The 19,419-nt window shown below is 33.7% G+C and carries 16 protein-coding genes; 4 read left to right on the top strand and 12 right to left on the bottom strand.

Features of this window, described 5'->3' with window-relative positions; translation table 11 throughout:
• Positions 1-23 precede the first annotated feature (23 nt).
• Positions 24-2,288, top strand: a complete 2,265-nt coding sequence (locus Q0L65_RS10490; RefSeq protein WP_296686102.1) for a carboxy terminal-processing peptidase — start codon at positions 24-26, stop codon at positions 2,286-2,288.
• A 75-nt stretch (positions 2,289-2,363) separates the two neighbouring features.
• Here the strand turns inward: Q0L65_RS10490 and rodA are convergent, their stop codons facing one another.
• From rodA to purH, 6 genes are all read right to left on the bottom strand, one after another.
• Entirely contained in the window at positions 2,364-3,599 is a 1,236-nt protein-coding gene (gene rodA, locus Q0L65_RS10485) for a rod shape-determining protein RodA (protein ID WP_296686101.1), read from the bottom strand.
• Between the two features lie 97 nt (positions 3,600-3,696).
• On the bottom strand, positions 3,697-5,646 hold the full coding sequence (mrdA, locus tag Q0L65_RS10480) for a penicillin-binding protein 2 (protein WP_296686098.1): 1,950 nt from the start codon (positions 5,644-5,646) through the stop codon (positions 3,697-3,699).
• Positions 5,643-6,149 (bottom strand): rod shape-determining protein MreD, encoded by a 507-nt coding sequence (locus Q0L65_RS10475; RefSeq protein WP_296686094.1) that lies wholly within the window; start codon positions 6,147-6,149, stop codon positions 5,643-5,645. The genes mrdA and Q0L65_RS10475 overlap by 4 nt, the downstream gene beginning before the upstream one ends.
• Complete coding sequence (gene mreC / locus Q0L65_RS10470) at positions 6,142-6,966, bottom strand: rod shape-determining protein MreC (RefSeq protein ID WP_296686091.1); 825 nt, start codon at positions 6,964-6,966, stop codon at positions 6,142-6,144. The genes Q0L65_RS10475 and mreC overlap by 8 nt, the downstream gene beginning before the upstream one ends.
• 41 nt (positions 6,967-7,007) lie before the next feature.
• Positions 7,008-8,036 (bottom strand): rod shape-determining protein, encoded by a 1,029-nt coding sequence (locus Q0L65_RS10465; protein ID WP_296686089.1) that lies wholly within the window; start codon positions 8,034-8,036, stop codon positions 7,008-7,010.
• Positions 8,037-8,091: 55 nt separating this feature from the next.
• Positions 8,092-9,618: a bifunctional phosphoribosylaminoimidazolecarboxamide formyltransferase/IMP cyclohydrolase gene (gene purH, locus Q0L65_RS10460; protein ID WP_296686087.1), complete on the bottom strand. Its 1,527-nt coding sequence runs from the start codon at positions 9,616-9,618 to the stop codon at positions 8,092-8,094.
• Between the two features lie 166 nt (positions 9,619-9,784).
• On the opposite strand from purH, the gene Q0L65_RS10455 reads away from it, so the two are divergent.
• A complete protein-coding gene (locus Q0L65_RS10455) occupies positions 9,785-11,035 on the top strand; it encodes an ABC transporter permease (RefSeq protein ID WP_296686086.1) in 1,251 nt (416 codons plus the stop codon).
• 59 nt (positions 11,036-11,094) lie between these two features.
• On the opposite strand, the gene accD is transcribed toward Q0L65_RS10455, so the two are convergent.
• From accD to Q0L65_RS10440, 3 genes are all read right to left on the bottom strand, one after another.
• Positions 11,095-11,949 carry an acetyl-CoA carboxylase, carboxyltransferase subunit beta gene (gene accD, locus Q0L65_RS10450; protein WP_296686084.1) on the bottom strand — a complete coding sequence of 285 codons (855 nt, stop codon included), beginning with the start codon at positions 11,947-11,949 and terminating at the stop codon, positions 11,095-11,097.
• 64 nt (positions 11,950-12,013) lie between these two features.
• Positions 12,014-13,081: a class II fructose-bisphosphate aldolase gene (gene fbaA, locus Q0L65_RS10445; protein ID WP_296686083.1), complete on the bottom strand. Its 1,068-nt coding sequence runs from the start codon at positions 13,079-13,081 to the stop codon at positions 12,014-12,016.
• A 58-nt stretch (positions 13,082-13,139) separates the two neighbouring features.
• Positions 13,140-15,701, bottom strand: coding sequence for a BamA/TamA family outer membrane protein (locus Q0L65_RS10440; protein WP_296686081.1), 2,562 nt, complete (start codon positions 15,699-15,701; stop codon positions 13,140-13,142).
• A gap of 36 nt (positions 15,702-15,737) precedes the next feature.
• Between Q0L65_RS10440 and Q0L65_RS10435 the strand changes: the two genes are divergently transcribed.
• On the top strand, positions 15,738-16,469 hold the full coding sequence (locus tag Q0L65_RS10435; protein WP_296686079.1) for an RNA methyltransferase: 732 nt from the start codon (positions 15,738-15,740) through the stop codon (positions 16,467-16,469).
• A 2-nt stretch (positions 16,470-16,471) separates the two neighbouring features.
• Here the strand turns inward: Q0L65_RS10435 and Q0L65_RS10430 are convergent, their stop codons facing one another.
• From Q0L65_RS10430 to Q0L65_RS10420, 3 genes are all read right to left on the bottom strand, one after another.
• The gene (locus Q0L65_RS10430) at positions 16,472-17,194 is read right to left on the bottom strand and encodes a porin family protein (protein WP_296686077.1); all 723 of its coding nucleotides are present in this window, start codon (positions 17,192-17,194) and stop codon (positions 16,472-16,474) included.
• A gap of 1 nt (position 17,195) precedes the next feature.
• The gene (gene ubiE, locus Q0L65_RS10425) at positions 17,196-17,927 is read right to left on the bottom strand and encodes a bifunctional demethylmenaquinone methyltransferase/2-methoxy-6-polyprenyl-1,4-benzoquinol methylase UbiE (RefSeq protein ID WP_296686076.1); all 732 of its coding nucleotides are present in this window, start codon (positions 17,925-17,927) and stop codon (positions 17,196-17,198) included.
• A gap of 416 nt (positions 17,928-18,343) precedes the next feature.
• Positions 18,344-18,826, bottom strand: coding sequence for a dihydrofolate reductase (locus Q0L65_RS10420; RefSeq protein ID WP_296686074.1), 483 nt, complete (start codon positions 18,824-18,826; stop codon positions 18,344-18,346).
• Between the two features lie 294 nt (positions 18,827-19,120).
• Here Q0L65_RS10420 and Q0L65_RS10415 point away from each other — a divergent pair, with 294 nt between their 5' ends.
• Positions 19,121-19,417, top strand: a complete 297-nt coding sequence (locus Q0L65_RS10415; protein ID WP_296686073.1) for an isoamylase early set domain-containing protein — start codon at positions 19,121-19,123, stop codon at positions 19,415-19,417.
• The last annotated feature ends 2 nt before the right edge of the window (positions 19,418-19,419 follow it).

Raw genomic sequence — 19,419 nt, 5'->3', positions numbered from 1 at the left:
CTGTAATTTAGACAAAAAACTTGATGAATACTATAATTACCTTTATGAAAAGAAACTATAAAATACTCTTAGTTGTCACCTTTCTGTCATTATCATTGTTGGCATTTAAGTCCAATTATGCTACTTCAACTGATCCAGAAAAAGACAAATTGTTGATTGAATTATTGACGTTTGTACTTGAAAAAGGGCATTATAGTCCCGCAACAATGGACGATGAATTTTCTAAAGGAGTTTACAAAGATTATATCGAGGCCTTAGATCCATCAAAACGTTTTTTCTTGCAATCAGATATCGATGAGTTTTCTAAATACGAATTGGAATTGGATAATCAAATTTTGAACAAGGACTTGACGTTTTTTGATTTGACTTATACTCGTTTAATGCAACGTATGGAGGAGAGTAAAGCCATTTATAAATCAGTATTGAGCAAACCGTTTGATTATAAAGTAGACGAATCATTCAATACGAATTATGAGAAAATGCCGTATGCAAAAAATGCATCAGAATTAAATGAAAGATGGCGCAAGCAAATTAAACTATCTACCTTGTCGTCTTTAGTAGATCGTTTGGAGATTCAAGAAAACAATGGTAAAGTAGATAAAGATTTAAAAGAAGCCGCCGCTCCAATCAATCCAGAAGGTATTTTTCAAGAAAATACTGTTGAGAACAATAAACAAGTTCCTGCTGATGCTGGAAAAGTGAAAACTTTTACAGAGTTAGAAAAAGATACGAGAGAGAGTTCATTGAAATCATTGGACGAATATTTTGGGTTCATTAAGGATTTGGATAGAAACGATTATTTTTCAGTGTATTTGAATACGATTACAGGCCGTTTTGACCCACATACGAATTACTTAGCGCCCGAAGAAAAAGAGCGTTTTGATGTAAGTATTAGCGGTATATTGGAAGGCATCGGAGCGCGTTTGCAAAAGAAAAACGATTATACTGAAATTTCCGAGTTGATTTCGGGAGGTCCTGCTTGGAGAGGAAAACAATTAGAAGCAGGTGATCTAGTAATTAAAGTAGGTCAAGGTAATCAACAACCAGTTGATGTGGTGGGAATGCGTTTGGACGATGTAGTGAAAAAAATCAAAGGTCCAAAAGGAACTGAAGTACGTCTAACGGTGAAAAAGGTAGATGGAACAATAAAGGTCATTTCAATCATTAGAGATGTTGTTGAGATTGAGGAAACCTATGCTAAATCAAGTGTTGTTGAGAAAGACGGGTTAAAATATGGGGTAATCTATTTGCCTAAATTCTATATTAACTTTGAAAATAAAGACGGTAGAGACGCGGGGAAAGATATAGCTTTAGAAGTGTCACGTTTGAAAAAAGAAGGCGTTAGCGGTATCGTTTTAGACGTTCGTGATGACGGAGGAGGGTCTTTATCAACAGTTGTGGATATTGCGGGATTGTTTATTGAAGAAGGACCTATTGTTCAAATCAAATCAGCAGGAAAAAGAAAAGAAGTGCTGTATGATAGAGATAAAAAAATCGAGTGGGATGGACCATTGGTAATTATGGTCAATAGTTTTTCTGCTTCAGCTTCTGAGATTTTGGCTGCAGCCATTCAAGATTACAAACGAGGAATTATCATTGGTAGTAAACAAACCTACGGTAAAGGTACTGTACAAAATGTTATTGATTTGAATCAATTTGTGCGTAGTAGTTCGGTAGGGGATTTAGGGGCATTGAAAACTACAACTCAAAAATTCTACAGAATTAATGGTGGTTCAACACAATTAGAAGGTGTAAGTAGTGATGTGGTGATGCCAGACCGTTACGCCTATTTAAAAATGGGAGAACGCGATGTGCATAATGCAATGCCTTGGGATAAAATTGATCCAGCGCAATACGGTGTTTGGACAAATAACAAAAAATTCAACCAAGCGATTGCGAATAGTAAAAATAGAATTGCTCAAAATGCACAATTCCAGTTGGTAGAAGACAATGCCAAATGGATTGACAGCCGTAGTGAAGATTATGTGTACAGTTTGAATATTGATCAATTTAAATTGGCTCAAAAACAAATTGAAGAGAAAGCCAAAAAATACAAACCGCTTCAGAATTACAAAAACAATTTGAAGTTTAGTTCATTGCCTTATGAGGCAGAAGTGATGTCTAAAGATGTTACTTTGAAAGAGAAAAGAGATCGTTGGCACGAATCGTTGTCCAAAGATATTTACGTAGAAGAAGCTTTAAATGTATTGGATGACTTGCAATCAAAAACGGTGGTAAAAAAACCAATGGATGCCAAATTGAAAAGTCATAAACTAGTAAAGTCGTAATCTAGTAAAATGTATATCATAAGAAAGCCCTCAATTTGAGGGCTTTCTTATTTAGAGTATTAATAATTTAATAAATTACCATTCGTTTACTTTATTGGCATCCATTTTTAAGAAGATAAAAAGCAGAATAGTGAATCCCCATAATCCCGATCCTCCATAAGAAAAGAAAGGAAGAGGAACCCCAATGGTTGGAAAAATACCCACTACCATTGCGATGTTTACAAAGAAATGAATGAACAATATTCCCGCTACGCAATAACCATATACCCGACTAAATTTGGTTTTTTGCCTTTCGGCCAAGTAGATTATTCGAAGTAATAAGACTACAAAAAGGGTGATTACAATCAAAGACCCTAAAAATCCCCATTCTTCACCTACTGTAGTAAAAATATAATCGGTATGTTGCTCTGGTACAAAACCTCCTTTAGTCTGAGTGCCTTCTAAAAAGCCTTTTCCAAAAAAACCTCCTGATCCAATCGCAATTTCAGATTGATTAGTATTGTATCCAATACCTTTCATATCGACTGTTTTTCCTAATAAAATATTGAAACGGTCTCGATGGTGTTGTTTAAAGACATGTGTGAAAACATAGTTTACGGATAAAACAAAACCTGTAATTAGAGTAAAAAGAATTCCGCTGAGTACAATATTTCTATCAGCTAATCGGGACTTGTAGTATACAAATACAATAACTAAAAGAGCCAATAAAATAACATATTGCGGCTGTAAAATTAAAGTTAAAACGAATAAAAGGATAGCGGAGAATCCAGTCCAAATGTACCAAGAAGGAAGTCCTTCACGATATAAAACCAAGAAAAACGCACTGTATATTAAAGCACTTCCAGGGTCGGGTTGAGGTAAGATGAGCAATACGGGTAAAAATACGATGGCTAATGCTTGGATTTGTCTGTTGGTGTATTTGAGATTAATTTGGGTATCACTTAGGTATTTGGCTAAGGCCAATGCTGTAGCTGCTTTTGCAAATTCGGATGGCTGTAAAGTAAAACTTCCAAAACCATACCAACAACGCTGACCTGCAATAGTTTTACCGAAAGCAAATAGTCCAATTAGAGAGAGCAGTGAAATACCAAAAATAATAGAAGCATATTTTTCATAGAATTTTCCATCTACAAAAAGCACTACAAAGATTAGAGGGATAGTCAAGGCAATAAAAATAAATTGCTTCTCTGAAGTTCCTTCCATAGAGGACAAAGAAGACGAATAAATATTTAGCCAACCCAATAGTACTAATACGCTATAAATAATAACGCAACTCCAGTCAATATTGTTTGTTATACTTTGATTTTTCATATGTTTAAATTCTATTTTTTAGCGGTAACATATGGTATCACCTTTTTTATTATTGGTGTTTGCTTGCGCAAACTTAGTGTAAATGGCGATTTCATTATTAATGAGTCACTTTATTATTGGACTTAATTGTGTCTTTTTTTATTTTTGGAGGCGTTATTTTGCTTTGCAAAATAGAATCTTGTTTTCTCATTTCAGATTTTACAGATTCAGATAACCCTCCTAATTTGGCATATTGACCTTGTAAACTTTTGTTTAATATTCGAGTCTCTAAGTCCGTACGTGTAATCTTCTTTCTGAGGTATTTTTCAATCATTAAACTGGCAATAGGACCAGCAATGGTTGCTCCAAACCCTCCGTTTTCTACCATTACTGCAATTGCAATTTTGGGATTGTTTTTCGGCGCAAAAGCTACAAAGATTGAATGGTCTTCTAACTGAGTTCTTTTGCCTCCAATTTTAGCAAAATTTTCTGCGGTTCCCGTTTTTCCACAAATGTCTATTCCTTCAACTTTTAGGTGGTAAGCAGTTCCTAAATTATAGACGTCAAATAGACCGTCTATTATCGGGCTAAAATACTTTCTGTCAATTGTGGTGACGTGTTTGGTAGTAAATTTTTTATCAATAGGTTTTCCTTCTATTTTTTTGATGATATGAGGGGTGTAATAATAGCCTCTATTTGCAATAGTGGCCATCATATTGGCTAATTGTATCGGGGTCATTAAAACTTCGCCTTGTCCAATAGCATTGGATACAATTGCTGTGCTTCTCCATCCTCCATTTGGATAAATTCGCTTGTATGTTTTAGAATCTGGAATATTTCCTTTTCTTCCTGTTGGGAGATCATATCCCATAAATTGGCCTAAGCCAAAACTTTTTACATGTTTACTCCAAACATCTACCGCCGAAGCTGGTTTGACATATTTGTTTATCGTTTTCATATAGGCAGTACCAAAAAAGGCGTTGCATGATTCGTAAATCCCTCGGTGTAATTGTAGCATCCCTCCATGGCAGTGACATCGCATGAATCGACCTCTAGCATAACTAAATCCGTGATGGCAAGCCACACTGGTTTGTTCATTAATTACGCCTTCTTGTAAGGCTACTAGTCCAGTCATAATTTTGAAAGGAGATCCGGGAGGATATTCAGCTAGTAGTCCTCGGTCATACAAAGGTTTTGCAATAGAATCTTTATAGAGTTGGGTGTAATTCTTTGAACGTTGTCTTCCTACTAATATGGCAGGATCGTACGAAGGGGCTGTTACCAGAGCCAGTATTTCTCCTGTCTTTGGTTCAATTGCAACAATTCCACCACGCTTATTAATCATTAACTCCTCACCATATTTTTGAATTTCGGCATCAATACTCAAGTTAATATCTTCGCCTTGTACAGCAATGGTATCGTATTTTCCGTCTTTGAATGAACCTATTTCTCTATTGTATTTGTCTTTTTGAATGTATTTTACTCCTTTGATTCCGCGTAAAATTTCCTCATAACTTTCCTCGACTCCTTGTTTTCCAATCAAATCACCACTATTGTAATACGGGTTTTTTGCAATTAAGTTTTCGTTTACTTGGGTGATAAATCCAAAGATATTGGCACCAAAATTTACTTCATAATCACGTAGCGAACGTTTTTGAAAATAGAAACCTTCAAATTTTCTGATTTTTTCTTGGAAGGCTGCAAATTCAATTTTATTCAATTGAGTTAAGAAAACAGAAGGCAATCTAGGGCTATATACTTTTGCTTTTTCGATTTTCTTAATAAAGTCTTCTTTAGTGATATTAAGTAGTTCGCAAAATTCAATAGTGTCTAAATTTTTGATTTCCCTTGGGATAACCATAATGTCGTAAGACGCTTGATTTGAAACAAGTAGTTTTCCGTTTCTATCATAAATATAACCTCTTTCGGGGTAGTCGTATTTTATCTTGATAGCGTTATTGTCTGATTTCAATTTGAATGAATCATCAATAATTTGTAGGTAGAAAATTCGTATTACCAGCAATGATGCTGCAACAATAATTAAGGTAGGCAGCAAAACTTTTCTCATCTTTTGTTTGGCTTAATTAGATATATGATGATGATACAAATAGCGATTGTGAGTATACTACTGAGTAGTGTTCGTATTAAAATATCCCAAAAGAGACTGAATTGAAATGCTTCTAGAATAAATAAGGTTAAATGATGTATAAGCACTGATACCAATATAAACGAGAATCGCTCAGGGGTTAGTGCATCATTTAGTTTTATGGTTTGGTACTCGTAACTTACTCCGAAGGCAAATTTAAAAACTGCAGGTCTGAAATAAGCTAATGTTAAGCAAGCAGTAGTGTGAATTCCTCCAGAATTGCTAAACATATCTAAAATAAGACCTAAAAAGAAACTGGCGATTAATAAGCCTGATTTATTACCGTTTACTGGATATAATATGATAAATAAAACATAAGGAAACGGACTTATGAAACCAAATAAATTAATGTTATTGAAAACAATAATTTGTATAGTTAATAAAATGAAGAATCTAAAAATGTTGAAAAATAAACTGCTATTCATCTTCTTCCCGTTTTTCTAGATTCATAATTTCTTGACGGTCTTTTCCTTTTATAATATAAACATGTCCAAGATTGGTCATGTCATTAAATAATTTAACCTCAATTGTATAGTAATGAGTCTCATCGTCAATTTGTACTTTGTCAATAGTTCCAATATTGATATTCTCTGGGAAAATAACAGATTGACCTCCTGTAACAATGGTGTCTCCTTTTCTAACGGATGCTAATCTAGGAACGTCAATTAATTGGACAAACCCTGTGCTTTTCCCATTCCAAATCAAAGAACCAAAATGATTTGATTTTTTGATTTTAGCATTAATTTGAGATTTTTTATTTAAGATACTAATGACTGTTGCATAATGAGGCGAGGTGTTGTCTACAATCCCAACGATTCCTAGGCTATTTATGACTCCCATGTCTGGTTTTACACCTTGTAGCTCTCCAGAATTTAAGGTTAAATAATTTTCATGAACGCTATAAGAGTTATGAATTACTCTTGAAACAATAATATCACTTGATTTAACTCCTTTTATACTGTCTAATTTTCTAGCGACAGTTGTGTCTTTTTTATTGAATAAAATACTTTTTAGAATTGCATTTTCTTGTGCCAATGCCTCATTTTGTGATTTTAAATTCAGGTATTCGTCAAATTCGCTAAGTTGCTCGTAAACGCCTCCGCTTAAGAAATTAGCCGAACTAATCACTTTACTTCTGTGAAAAGAATGGGACTGAATGGTCAGCGTTAACGAAATACCCAAAAGCAGCAAAAACAGTAAGCGATTACTGTTTTTAAAAATAAAATTAAATATTTGCTGCATTTCTTAAATGTATTATTTGTGACTTCTTTTTAGAAAAAAGACTATTTAATCAAGATGCTTTTAAATCTATTGATGTTTTTAAGTGCCATTCCAGTACCTCTAACTACTGCTCTTAAAGGATCTTCTGCAATATAAACAGGTAAGTCTGTTTTTAGTGAAATTCGTTTGTCAAGTCCTCTTAACATAGAACCACCACCCGCAAGATAGATTCCAGTATTGTAGATATCAGCGGCTAATTCTGGAGGTGTTTGTGATAAAGTTTCCATGATAGCATCCTCGATACGTTGGATCGATTTATCCAAAGCTTTAGCAATCTCACGGTGAGAAACTTCTACTTGTTTTGGTTTGCCAGTTAATAAATCACGTCCTTGAACAGACATGTCCTCTGGAGGAGTTTCTAAATCTTCTACCGCAGCTCCGATTTGAATCTTAATTTTTTCAGCAGTACTTTCTCCAACAAATAGGTTGTGTTGCGTACGCATGTAATAAATAATATCATTCGTGAATACATCCCCGGCAATTTTTACTGATTTGTCGCAAACAATACCTCCAAGAGCGATTACTGCAATTTCAGTTGTTCCACCACCAATGTCAACAATCATATTTCCTTTAGGTTGCATAATATCAATTCCAATACCGATTGCCGCAGCCATAGGTTCGTGAATCAAATATACTTCTTTACCATTTACTCTTTCACACGATTCTTTTACCGCTCTCATCTCTACTTCGGTAATTCCTGAAGGAATACAAACTACCATACGTAGCGCAGGAGTAAACATCTTTTTCTTTAGCGCAGGAATACTTTTAATAAACATATTAATCATTTTCTCTGACGCATCAAAATCTGCAATTACCCCGTCTTTCAATGGTCTAATTGTTTTGATGTTTTCGTGGGTTTTCCCTTGCATCATGTTGGCTTCTTTACCAACAGCAATAATTTTACCTGAGATTCTGTCTCGGGCAACAATAGAAGGGCTATCTATAACAACTTTATCGTTGTGAATAATTAATGTGTTTGCGGTACCAAGGTCGATTGCGATATCCTCAGTCATGAAATCAAAAAATCCCATAAGTTTAGGCGGGGTTTAAATTTTAAATATTATCTAACAAGCAAAGTTAAACAAATTAATGTTTAAAATGACGTGTTCCTGTAAATACCATTGCTAATTTATTTTCATTGCAATAATCAATACTCAATTGGTCTTTAATTGACCCTCCTGGTTGGATTACGGCAGTGATTCCAGCTTTTTTAGCTAACTCCACACAATCAGGAAATGGGAAGAAAGCGTCACTTGCCATAGAAGCTCCGTGTAAATCAAAACCAAAAGCATTGGCTTTGTCAATGGCTTGCATTAAAGCGTCTACTCTTGAAGTTTGTCCAGTTCCAGAAGAAATAAGAGTTCCGTTTTTAGCAAAAACAATAGTGTTAGATTTAGTATTTTTACACACTTTCGAAGCGAAAATTAAATCTTCTACTTCTTGAGCAGTTGGAGCTGTTATTGTAACTGTTTTTAAATCTTCTTTAGTATCTGTAATGTTATTTCTGTCTTGAACTAAAATTCCGTTCAAACAAGTACGAACTTGTCTTTGTGGTAAAGTAACTTCGTTTTGGACTAATATAATTCTGTTTTTCTTTTCTTCTAAAATAGCGATAGCTTCAGAGTCAAAAGCGGGAGCGATAACTACTTCGCAGAATAACTTGTTGATTTCGGTTCCTGTAGCCACATCAATTTTGGTATTGGCAATTAATACCCCTCCAAAAGCTGAAGTTGGATCGCAAGCCAAAGCGGCTAAATACGCTTCGCTAATCGTTTTTCTTGAGGCTAATCCGCAAGCGTTGTTGTGTTTAAGAATGGCAAATGTAGGGCCGTCATTTTTGAATTCATTGATTAGATTTACCGCAGCATCTACATCAAGAAGGTTGTTGTAAGACAACTCTTTTCCGTGAACTTTGTTGAACATTTTATCAAATTCGCCAAAGAAAAATCCTTTTTGGTGTGGGTTTTCTCCGTAACGCAACACTTGACCATTAGCAATGCTTTCTTTGTAAATCGTTTCGTCTGTGTTGAAGTAATTAAAAATAGCACCATCGTAGTGTGAAGAAACGTGAAATGCTTTTGTGGCCAAAAGTTTTCTATCTTCTAAGGTAGTTGCGCCATTTTGATTGGTAATCATATCCAAAAACAAACTATAATCGTCAACTGAAGCCACAATCACAGTGTCTTTGAAATTTTTTGCAGCGGCACGGATCAATGAAATTCCGCCAATATCAATCTTTTCAATAATATCAGCTTCACTAGCTCCTGAAGCAACTGTTTTTTCAAAAGGGTATAAATCAACAATTACTAAATCAATTTGAGGAATGTCAAATTCTTTCATTTGTTGCACGTCACTTTCATTATCTTGACGGTTTAGGATTCCTCCAAAAACTTTTGGGTGTAATGTTTTTACTCTTCCACCAAGGATTGATGGGTAAGAAGTTACCTCTTCAACAGGAATTACAGGAATGCCTAAGTTTTTGATAAAGTCTTCTGTTCCTCCTGTAGAGTAAAGTGTTACATTTTGAGAATGCAATTTTCTTACAATTGGTTCAAGACCGTCTTTTGAAAATACTGAAATTAATGCAGATTGAATAGATTTAGTTGTGCTCATTGTGTAGTTAAAATTATAAAGTGCAAAAATAGTTTTTTTTTGATTATAAATTTCATTCTAAAGCTGTAACATTCTACTAAAAATGAATACTTACTACAGAGACTTTTTTTATTAGGATTTTGAATAAAATTTGCTCAATTTTACATTGATACAAAAGAAAAATAGTATGCTGGTATATCTTCGATTATTAAAAGAGAGTTTTGGTTTTGCAATGAATGCTTTGCGAAATAATAAACTCCGAACTTTACTTTCTTTATTGGGAGTTACCATTGGTATTTTTTCTATTATAGCGGTACTTGCTGCAGTAGATTCGTTAGACAAAAAAATCAAAAAAGACTTGAGTAGTTTAGATAAAAATACTATTTATTTAATGCGTTTTTCTTTCGGACCCTCTGAAATTCCACAATGGAAACGAGAACAATTTCCTGATGTGAAATACGACGAATACGAATATTTAAAAAGTTCTATGAACGATTTGGATCAAATGGGGTTTCAACTTTTTGTTAAAAGGGAATCAATAAAATACCAATCGGCTTCGGTAAGTGATGTGAATGTAGTTCCTGTATCAAATGAATTTATAGAAATTGAAGGTTTGGAATTTGATGAAGGACGATTTTATAATGAATCGGAATCGAATTCAGGATCGGCTGTAATTGTCTTAGGGAATGAAATTGCTCAAAATCTTTTTGACGGAGCTAATCCAATTAGCAAAAACATTCGTCTTTATGGACAGCGCTTCACAGTAATTGGGGTATTGAAAAAACAAGGTGCAGGAATGTTTGGAGATAGCAATGATACGTCTGTTTTTATTCCGGTTAATTTTTTAAGACGAATGTATGGAGATAACAATGATGCCATGACTCCGGTAATTTTGGTTAAGCCTGAAAAAGGGGTGGATATGGATGCTTTTAAAGCAGAATTAGCACAAAAATTACGAAATTATCGCGGAATGAAAACGGATGAAATAGATAATTTTTTTATCAATGTGTTGTCTGGATTTACCGATTTAATTGATGGGATTGTAGGGCAGATGAATGTAGTAGGTTGGATTATTAGTGGGTTTTCATTACTGGTGGGTGGATTTGGTATTGCTAATATTATGTTTGTTTCGGTAAAAGAACGAACTAATCTAATAGGAATTCAAAAATCGCTCGGTGCTAAAAACCGATTTATCTTATTTCAATTTTTATTTGAAGCAGTTATCCTTTCTGTAATTGGGGGAGCGGTCGGATTATTTTTGGTTTGGATGATTTCAGTAGTACTGACTAAAGCGTTGGACTTTGAGTTTGTTTTAAGTATGAGCAATGTAATATTAGGAACAGGTTTGGCGGCATTGATTGGATTAATCTCTGGAATTTTACCTGCCATCACGGCGTCAAAATTAGATCCTGTAGAAGCCATTCGAACAGGAATGTAAAATAAAACTATTTAAATTATAAGCATAAAAAAATCCCGAACTAATTCGGGATTTTTTATTTATCTAATATCGTTGTTTTGAATCAAATCGATGTACAAGTTAACCTTGTCTTTTAATTCTTTTCTTGGCGTGATAAAATCTAAGAAACCATGTTCTAAAAGAAATTCTGCAGTTTGAAAACCTTCTGGTAAATCTTTTCCAGTTGTGTCTCTAACAACACGAGGACCTGCAAACCCAATTAAAGCACCAGGTTCAGAGATATTAATGTCTCCAAGCATAGCATAAGAAGCTGTGGTTCCTCCAGTTGTTGGGTCGGTACAAAGTGAGATGTAAGGTAGTTTAGCTTCGGCTAATTGAACTAATTTTACCGATGTTTTGGCTAATTGCATCAAAGAAAATGCCGCTTCCATCATACGCGCTCCACCTGATTTTGAAATCATTACGAAAGGCATTTTGTGTTCGATAGCGTGGTCAATTCCTCTTACGATTTTTTCACCTACAACACCTCCAATTGATCCTCCGATAAAGGCAAAATCCATACAACAAACTACGATATCTTTTCCTTTGGATTTTCCAACACCTGTACGAACAGCGTCGTTCAGTTTGGTTTTTGAAGTGACATCTTTTAGACGATCTGAATATTTTTTGGTATCTACGAAATGTAAAGAGTCTTTTGAAGTCATATTTTTATCCAACTCGACAAATTCATTGTTGTCGAATAAAATTTCAAAATAAGTTTCACTTCCAATTCGAACATGAAAATCATCTTCAGGGCTTACGTATAAGTTACGCGCTAATTCCTCTGCATCAATAATTTTTCCTGTTGGGGATTTGTACCAAAGACCTTTTGGGACATCCATTTTTTCCTCGGTAGGAGTAGTGATTCCTTTCTCTTGTCGTTTAAACCAAGCCATATATTAAATGAATAATGGATAATTGACAATTATAAATATTTAATTGTCAATTATCAATTGTTAATTATAGTGTGTTTACATTGTTCAAGTCAGCAAACGCTTGCTCTAATCTTGTATTGAATGTGATTTCACTTTCACGTACCCATCTTCTTGGGTCATAATATTTTTTGTTTGGAACATCAGCACCTTCTGGGTTACCAATTTGTGATTTTAAGTAGTCAATGTTTTTAACCATATAATCACGAATTCCTTCTGTGTAAGCAAATTGCAAATCAGTATCGATGTTCATTTTAACTACACCGTATCCAATAGCTTCTCTGATTTCTTCTAAAGTAGAACCTGATCCACCGTGGAAAACGAAATCAACTGGATTAGCTCCTGTGTTGTATTTGTTTTGAACGAAGTCTTGAGAGTTTTTCAAGATTTTTGGAGTTAATTTTACGTTACCTGGCTTGTATACCCCGTGAACATTTCCAAAAGCAGCAGCAATAGTAAATTTAGGACTTACTTTTGATAATTCTTCGTAAGCGAAAGCTACTTCTTCTGGTTGAGTGTATAATTTTGAACTGTCTACATCAGAGTTGTCTACACCGTCTTCTTCACCACCAGTAATTCCTAATTCAATTTCTAATGTCATTCCCATTTTGCTCATACGAGCTAAATATTCTTTACAGATTTCGATATTTTCTTCGATTGGTTCTTCTGATAAGTCAATCATGTGAGAAGAAAATAATGGTTTTCCTGTTGCAGCAAAATGTTTTTCTGAAGCGTCTAACAAACCGTCAATCCAAGGCAATAATTTTTTTGCACAGTGGTCAGTATGTAAAATTACAGTTGCCCCGTAAGCTTCTGCTAAAGTATGAATATGAAGTGCTCCAGCAATTCCACCAGCGATAGCTGCTTTTTCACCTGCATTAGATAATCCTTTACCTGCGTTAAATTGTGCTCCGCCGTTAGAGAATTGAATGATAACGGGTGCGTTTAATTTTGCTGCTGTTTCAAGAACTCCATTAATTGTACTTGATCCAGTAACGTTTACTGCAGGAAGTGCAAAACCTTTCTCTTTCGCATAATTGAAGATCTCTTGTACTTGATCTCCCGTTGCTACGCCTGGTTTGATGTTGTGTGCCATTGTAATTGTTTTAAGTTGTTTTTAGTTTTTAGACCGCAAAAATAAGAATTAATTAGCATTAGAAAGGATAATTTATCCCAAAATTTAATACTGAGCGTCCAAAATTATAATCTTTTAACCATCGGCTTCCACTTTCATAAGCGGGGTTATACGTTTTAAAACCTAGATCAAAACGAATTACAAAGAAACTTAAATCGTAGCGTAAACCAAATCCAGAACCCAGTGCTATTGACTTTAAATCATTAATTCCGTTAAATTTAGCTTTGGAATCTTCGGTATTATCTAATACGTTCCAAACATTACCGGCATCAGCAAATAAGGCTCCTTTGAGATCTCCTAGTATTTTAAATCGAAACTCGGTACTCAAAGCTATTTTCATATTAGCTTCGTTAAAATCGTTTACTCCTCCAGTACTTCCTGGTCCTAAACTATAGGGTTGCCAACCTCTATTATCATTGGAACCTCCAGAGTAGTAACTTCTCGAAAAAGGAATATTTTTTGAATTTCCAAACGGAATTGCAATACCGAAAAAGCTTCTGAATGCAATTACTTTTTCTCTTGATAAATCCCAAAGCTTTATAAAATCAAATTCAGTTTTAATGTATTCAGAATATTCTAAATTGAAGATTTTGTACCTATCATTTGTTGTTTTGTTTAATTTGGTTGCATTTGCAAATAAGGATAGGATTGAACCTGCTGATTCGATTTTTGTTTTAAAAAGATAAAAATTATTGTCTGAAATATCTTTTTTGGTTGTTCTAGAAAAACTAAAATTGGTAGCTAAAATAAAATCATTTTCAGTTAATCGTATGCGTCTTTCTTCAATGCTTTTTATAGCTGAATAATCCGATGTAGAAGTTGTTATCGTTGGCGATGATCCTAAAACATCTTGAATAAAGCCATTGGTTCCGTTCTCAATAATTAAATTGTTTTCGCTGTCAAAATAAGTTTGATTTACATTGTAATTTGGATTTTTAGCGAACTCATTTAGTGCATTATAAGATGAGGTATATACATTAAAATAATTTTTAGGATTCAAATTTCTAACGAATTGCACATTGAATAAATCAAATCGAGCGGTGTTGTATTTTTTAGGAGTCCAGTTATAACTAATTGCTCCTGTAAAATTTTCTTTATCCAATCCAATATTTTTCTGAGTGGAGTATCCAGAGGTGATTAATGTAGATGGAATCATACTCTTAGGGATGATTTTTTCAGTATTGAAAGGGATTACTATTCTTGGAAAATTTAATTTCAAATCAATTCCTAGTTCTGATGCATTGAAAAAAACATCGTTTGGATTGGCAAAATCTTTAGAGGAACCAACATTGGCACGACCGGAAAATTCCAAAGTCTCTGCTCCATTGAATACGTTCCGAATAGAAATAGACGGACTAAATCCTAGACCTATATTTTGTATGTTGGAATGAGTAATGTCAATGGATTGTCCAAAGTTGTATTTTTTCTTAGGGGTTAAATAAATTTTCGCAATCAAGGATTGTGCAGTCGAATCTCTTTTGTCTATTTCGTAGATAATAGACGGATAATTGAAAATTTTGAGATTACTTAAATAACGACTCGTCAAATTGGTTTTAGTGTCAGCGAAAAGCCCTCCTTTTGTGATAAACACTGCATTTGTAATAGCATAGGGTTTGTATCTTAATTTAGTTCTGCTATATAAACTGAAATTATTGAAGGATACGCTGTCTGTAATTTTGGCATTGGCGTCAGCGGCAGAATAATCAGTAAATATTTTTACTTCACTAATTCGGAGTAATTTAAATGGTTCTATCTTAGTAGCATCTTGTTCTTGGTAACTGTGATTACTTATTTTTAAATCAATAGTAGCTTTATTTTTTTTATTAATGGTGTCAATGTCAAATGTGATATTGTTGGGTTGAAAATGGTAAGCTCCACTATTTCTGAAATGTGTTGTAATTCTATTTTTCTCATTTTCAAAATCCTCAGTTTTGTATTGGGTCCCTATTTTGATGAAAGAATTAGTTTTAGCAGTTTGGTACAAAGAATCCAAAACTGGTGTAGCAATAGTTGTATTTACTGAATCAATAAGATATGGTTTTCCTAGAGTAATTGCATATTTTACTTTTGCTTTTTTAGGGCCAATAGTATCCAATGTATAATTAGCTTTCACGTCAAAATAGCCTTTGTTGAAATAATGGTATTTTAATCGTGAAATGGATTTTTCAGTTTTTATTTTGTCAAAAATTACAGGAGCTTCCCCCGTCTTTTTTAATAAATCATGGATGCCGTGGTACCAAAAAGATTTTCCTAATTGGTCTACTTGTTTAGCAGAAAGCCATTTAGACATTCTGACATATTTTTCAGGATCGTTTTTAAATTTAGCTTGATAAGTTGAGTCCGGATTTGGATTAGCCCAATTGTGAATCATTAAGAAAAAAGGGATGCCTAAAATTTTACTATTCGGTTTTTGGTACAATTGATCGAAAGTAATTTCGTCTGAAAGCACTTTATTGTTTTCAAAGATTTCGTTTTTAGTCAACAAAAATTTGCCTTTTGGAACGCGCTTTACCGAGTTACATGCGGAAATAAATATTGCAATTAGAATAAATGCTGCTATTTTTGTAGAAATCTTTTTCAACTGTTCTAAAAATTTAATTCAAAAGTACATTTTTTTATGGTTAGTAAAAACCAAATAAAGCTTATATCGAGTTTACACCAAAAAAAACAGCGAATAGCACATCAGTTGTTTATTGCTGAAGGGATCAAAGGAGTTCAAGAATTACTTGATGCCCATTTTGAATTAGACCATTTGTATACTACTCAACATGATTTTGAAACGGTTTCTAATAGTTTAAAAACACTTGTATCTGAAGCGGATTTGAAAAAAATAAGTGCTTTAGCCACGCCTAATACCTGTTTGGCAGTGTTTAAAATGCCAAAAGAAAAACAAATTATAACCTCAGGGTTAATAGTAGCGCTAGACGCTGTTAGAGATCCCGGAAATTTAGGTACTATTATGCGTTTGTGTGATTGGTTTGGAATTCACCAACTAATTTGTTCTAAAGAAACGGTAGATATTTACAACCCAAAAGTAGTGCAAGCTACAATGGGGTCTATTGCACGTGTCAATGTGAGTTACGTAGATTTGAATGATTTTGTAAGAACCACTTCATTACCCGTTTTTGGGACTTTCATGAACGGAGATAACATTTATAAAGCGTCTTTACCACAAGAAGGTGTTATCGTGATGGGAAATGAGGCCAATGGAATTTCATCTGAATTGGAGAAAATAATCAAAAATCGATTGACAATTCCTCGTTTTGGAGCCATTCAAAAAACAGAAAGTTTGAATGTGGCTACGGCTACTGCAATTGTATTGAGCGAATTTCGTCGCGCCTCACTTTAAGTTTAGTGAAAAGTAAAGTTAATGAACAAGCCTCTGGTTCGCATAGATTCAATATTGCTTGTCCAAGGACTAGTTGGGTCGTTATCTTGAATGAGTTCATCTTTTAATCCAAAGACTCCTCTAATTGAAGGAGAAAAAATGAAATACTCCGAAAAAATATCTATGCCTAATCCTAATTCATAGTTTGGACTCCAAGCTTTTACTCGAAAACGTTGTTCCAGGTTGTCGTCTTTTGATTTTGAATTACTAGATAAATTTAAAGTAGTTGAAGCACCACCAAGAAGATATGGACGAATGTTTCCTGTCCGTAATGCTGAAAATTTTAATAATAAAGGCAGGTGTATGTAGGTGCTATTTATCTCTCTTATTTTATCGGAACTTTTTGGTGTGGAGGTAAAATAATTTTCAGGGTAATTTAAAATGCGTTTTGTGTAATACAATCCAGGTTCAAATCGTAAATTGAAATATTTTTGAAGTCGGGCGTCTGCAACTAGTCCTACATTGAAACCGGTTGTTTTTTGAACTTGTATATCCTCGGTTATAGTTGCTTTGTAGTTGAACTTGAAATCATAAGAATTTAATCCTAAGAAAAATCCAAAATATAATTTTTGTTCCTGCCATGTTTCTAAATGGATTATAGGATTCTTGCTAAAAATACTTTGAGTAAATTGAGCATGAATACTTGTTGTAAAAACAATCAATAGTAACAAAATGAGTTTTTTCATATTATTTTTTAGAGGCTGAATAGATTGTAGCCACTCCAAATGTTTGAGGTAAAGCCACAACATCTATAAACCCAATTTTTCTTAAAATATTGTTTAACTTTTCTCCATACGGAAAAGCAGCTGCAGATTCAGATAAATAACCATAAGCTACATCGTCTTTTGAAAACAGTTTTCCTATTAATGGTAAAATGTTATTGCTGTAAAATTGATAGCCTTGTTTGTAAGGCGTTTTTTCGGGAACAGAAGTTTCTAAGATGATAAAAGTTCCGTTAGGTTTTAAAACACGTAAAATTTCAGCCAATCCTTTTTCTAAATTTTCAAAATTACGAACTCCAAAAGCCACTGTAATAGCATCAAAATAGTTGTCTTCAAAAGGAATGTTTTCAGAGTCTCCTAAAACCATTTCGATGGTATTGGATAAGTTTCTCGTTGCAATTTTTTGTACCCCAACTTCCAACATTCCAGCAGATATATCCAAACCAATAATTTTATCCGCTTTGGTTTGAGACATTAAAATAGCCAAATCTCCGGTTCCTGTTGCAATGTCTAAAATTGTTCTTGGATTGGATTGCGCCACCATTTTAAGTACTTTTTTTCGCCATTTTACGTCAATACCAAATGAGATTACTCGGTTTAGATTGTCGTAATTTCCTGAAATAGTATCGAACATTTGAGCAACTTGTTCTTTTTTGCTCAAAGAAGAATCTTTGTAAGGAGTAATTTTTTCAGCCATTTTTTTTGTTTGTGCAAATATAACGAAACTCTATCAACTAAATAATTGTGTTTCAGTTAATCTCTTTTATGGTATAAAAAATAAAAAAATCACTAAAAGTGGGTATTGTAGTGCCGTAATTTAATGCTCAATTTTACGATTAGAGAAAAATATTTTTTTTCAATGTTGTATTGGGAGTTAATGATTGAAAATCAAATAATTGGCGTTTGTGTGGCTGATTTAAATTGATCTTAATGCCTTTTTAGTATCTCTTTAAGTGATGATACTAGTCTAGCGCAAAACACGTTCTTAAGAATTAATTTGTTTTTGGAAACTTTAAATTTATTCGTTTTTGCTACCATCGTGGTATTTGGTAGTGAAAAAACACAAAGGGCAAAAAGACATTTCATTCTCCCAATGACATTGAAAAAATAGGTTTACTTCTTTACAAAAGTCTGATAGGTGTAATCATAAAGATGTCTTTCGTCTTTAGTATTAAAATCCGATTGCACTAATTCCCATTCTTCCGCTTTTATTTCTGGAAAAAATGCATCGGCTTCAAATTCCCCATGTACTTTAGTAATCTCAATTGTATCTGAAAAGGCAAGTGCCTGATTGTAAATTTCTCCTCCGCCAATAATATAAATGGTTTCATTTTCAGGACAGGCTTTAATAGCGTTTTCAATGCTATTGACTACAATACAACCGTCGGGCTGATAATTTTGCTGTCTTGTAATAACTACATGGGTTCTATTAGGCAACGGTTTTGGAAAACTTTCAAACGTTTTTCTTCCCATAATAATGTAGTGGCCTGAGGTTAATTCTTTAAACCTTTTGAAATCGTTAGGCAGGTGCCAAACTAATTCGTTGTCTTTTCCTAAAGCGTTATTTTCGGCAACAGCCGCAATCATTACAATCATAATTATGGTATTAGTTTTGGATAGAGAACGTATTAACGATTAAGAAATCTAGTTTTAACGACGTTTTTCAGTTGATAAAGGTAAAATTTATTTTTGAAAACTCATTTTGCTGATTATTAATTATTTAGTACGAAAAGGTTTTCTTATTTTAGAAATAATGAAATAAAACCTCTAAAATAAGAATCCGATTGAAAATTCCGTCTGTTTTTGTCATAATCCTAAAAATTCACTTCCGTTTTTTTGCGTCGTAGAATTGTAGTTACTTTGCCTCATAATTCTAAAAATGAAATAGTTATGTCAATCAAAAAACAATTTGTAAAAACAAAACCAGTTTGTAAGGTTACTTTTTCAATAGAAGCAAAAGAAGCAAAAACAGCTTCAGTTGTTGGAGATTTTAACAATTGGGATCAAGAAGTAGGTACTTTGAATAAATTAAAAAACGGAACTTTTAAAGGTGTTTTTGATTTAAATAAAGAGGCATCTTACGAATTTAAGTATGTAGTTGATGGTCAATTTGTAAATGAACCAGAAGCCGATTCTTTCCGTTGGAATGATTATGCAGGAGCAGAAAATAGTGTTTTATCTATATAATT

This window comes from Flavobacterium sp. (assembly GCF_024642105.1).
Classification (GTDB): Bacteria; Bacteroidota; Bacteroidia; order Flavobacteriales; family Flavobacteriaceae; genus Flavobacterium.
The sequence above is the reverse complement of the archived record's forward strand: the minus strand, read 5'-3'. Positions and strand labels throughout refer to the sequence as shown.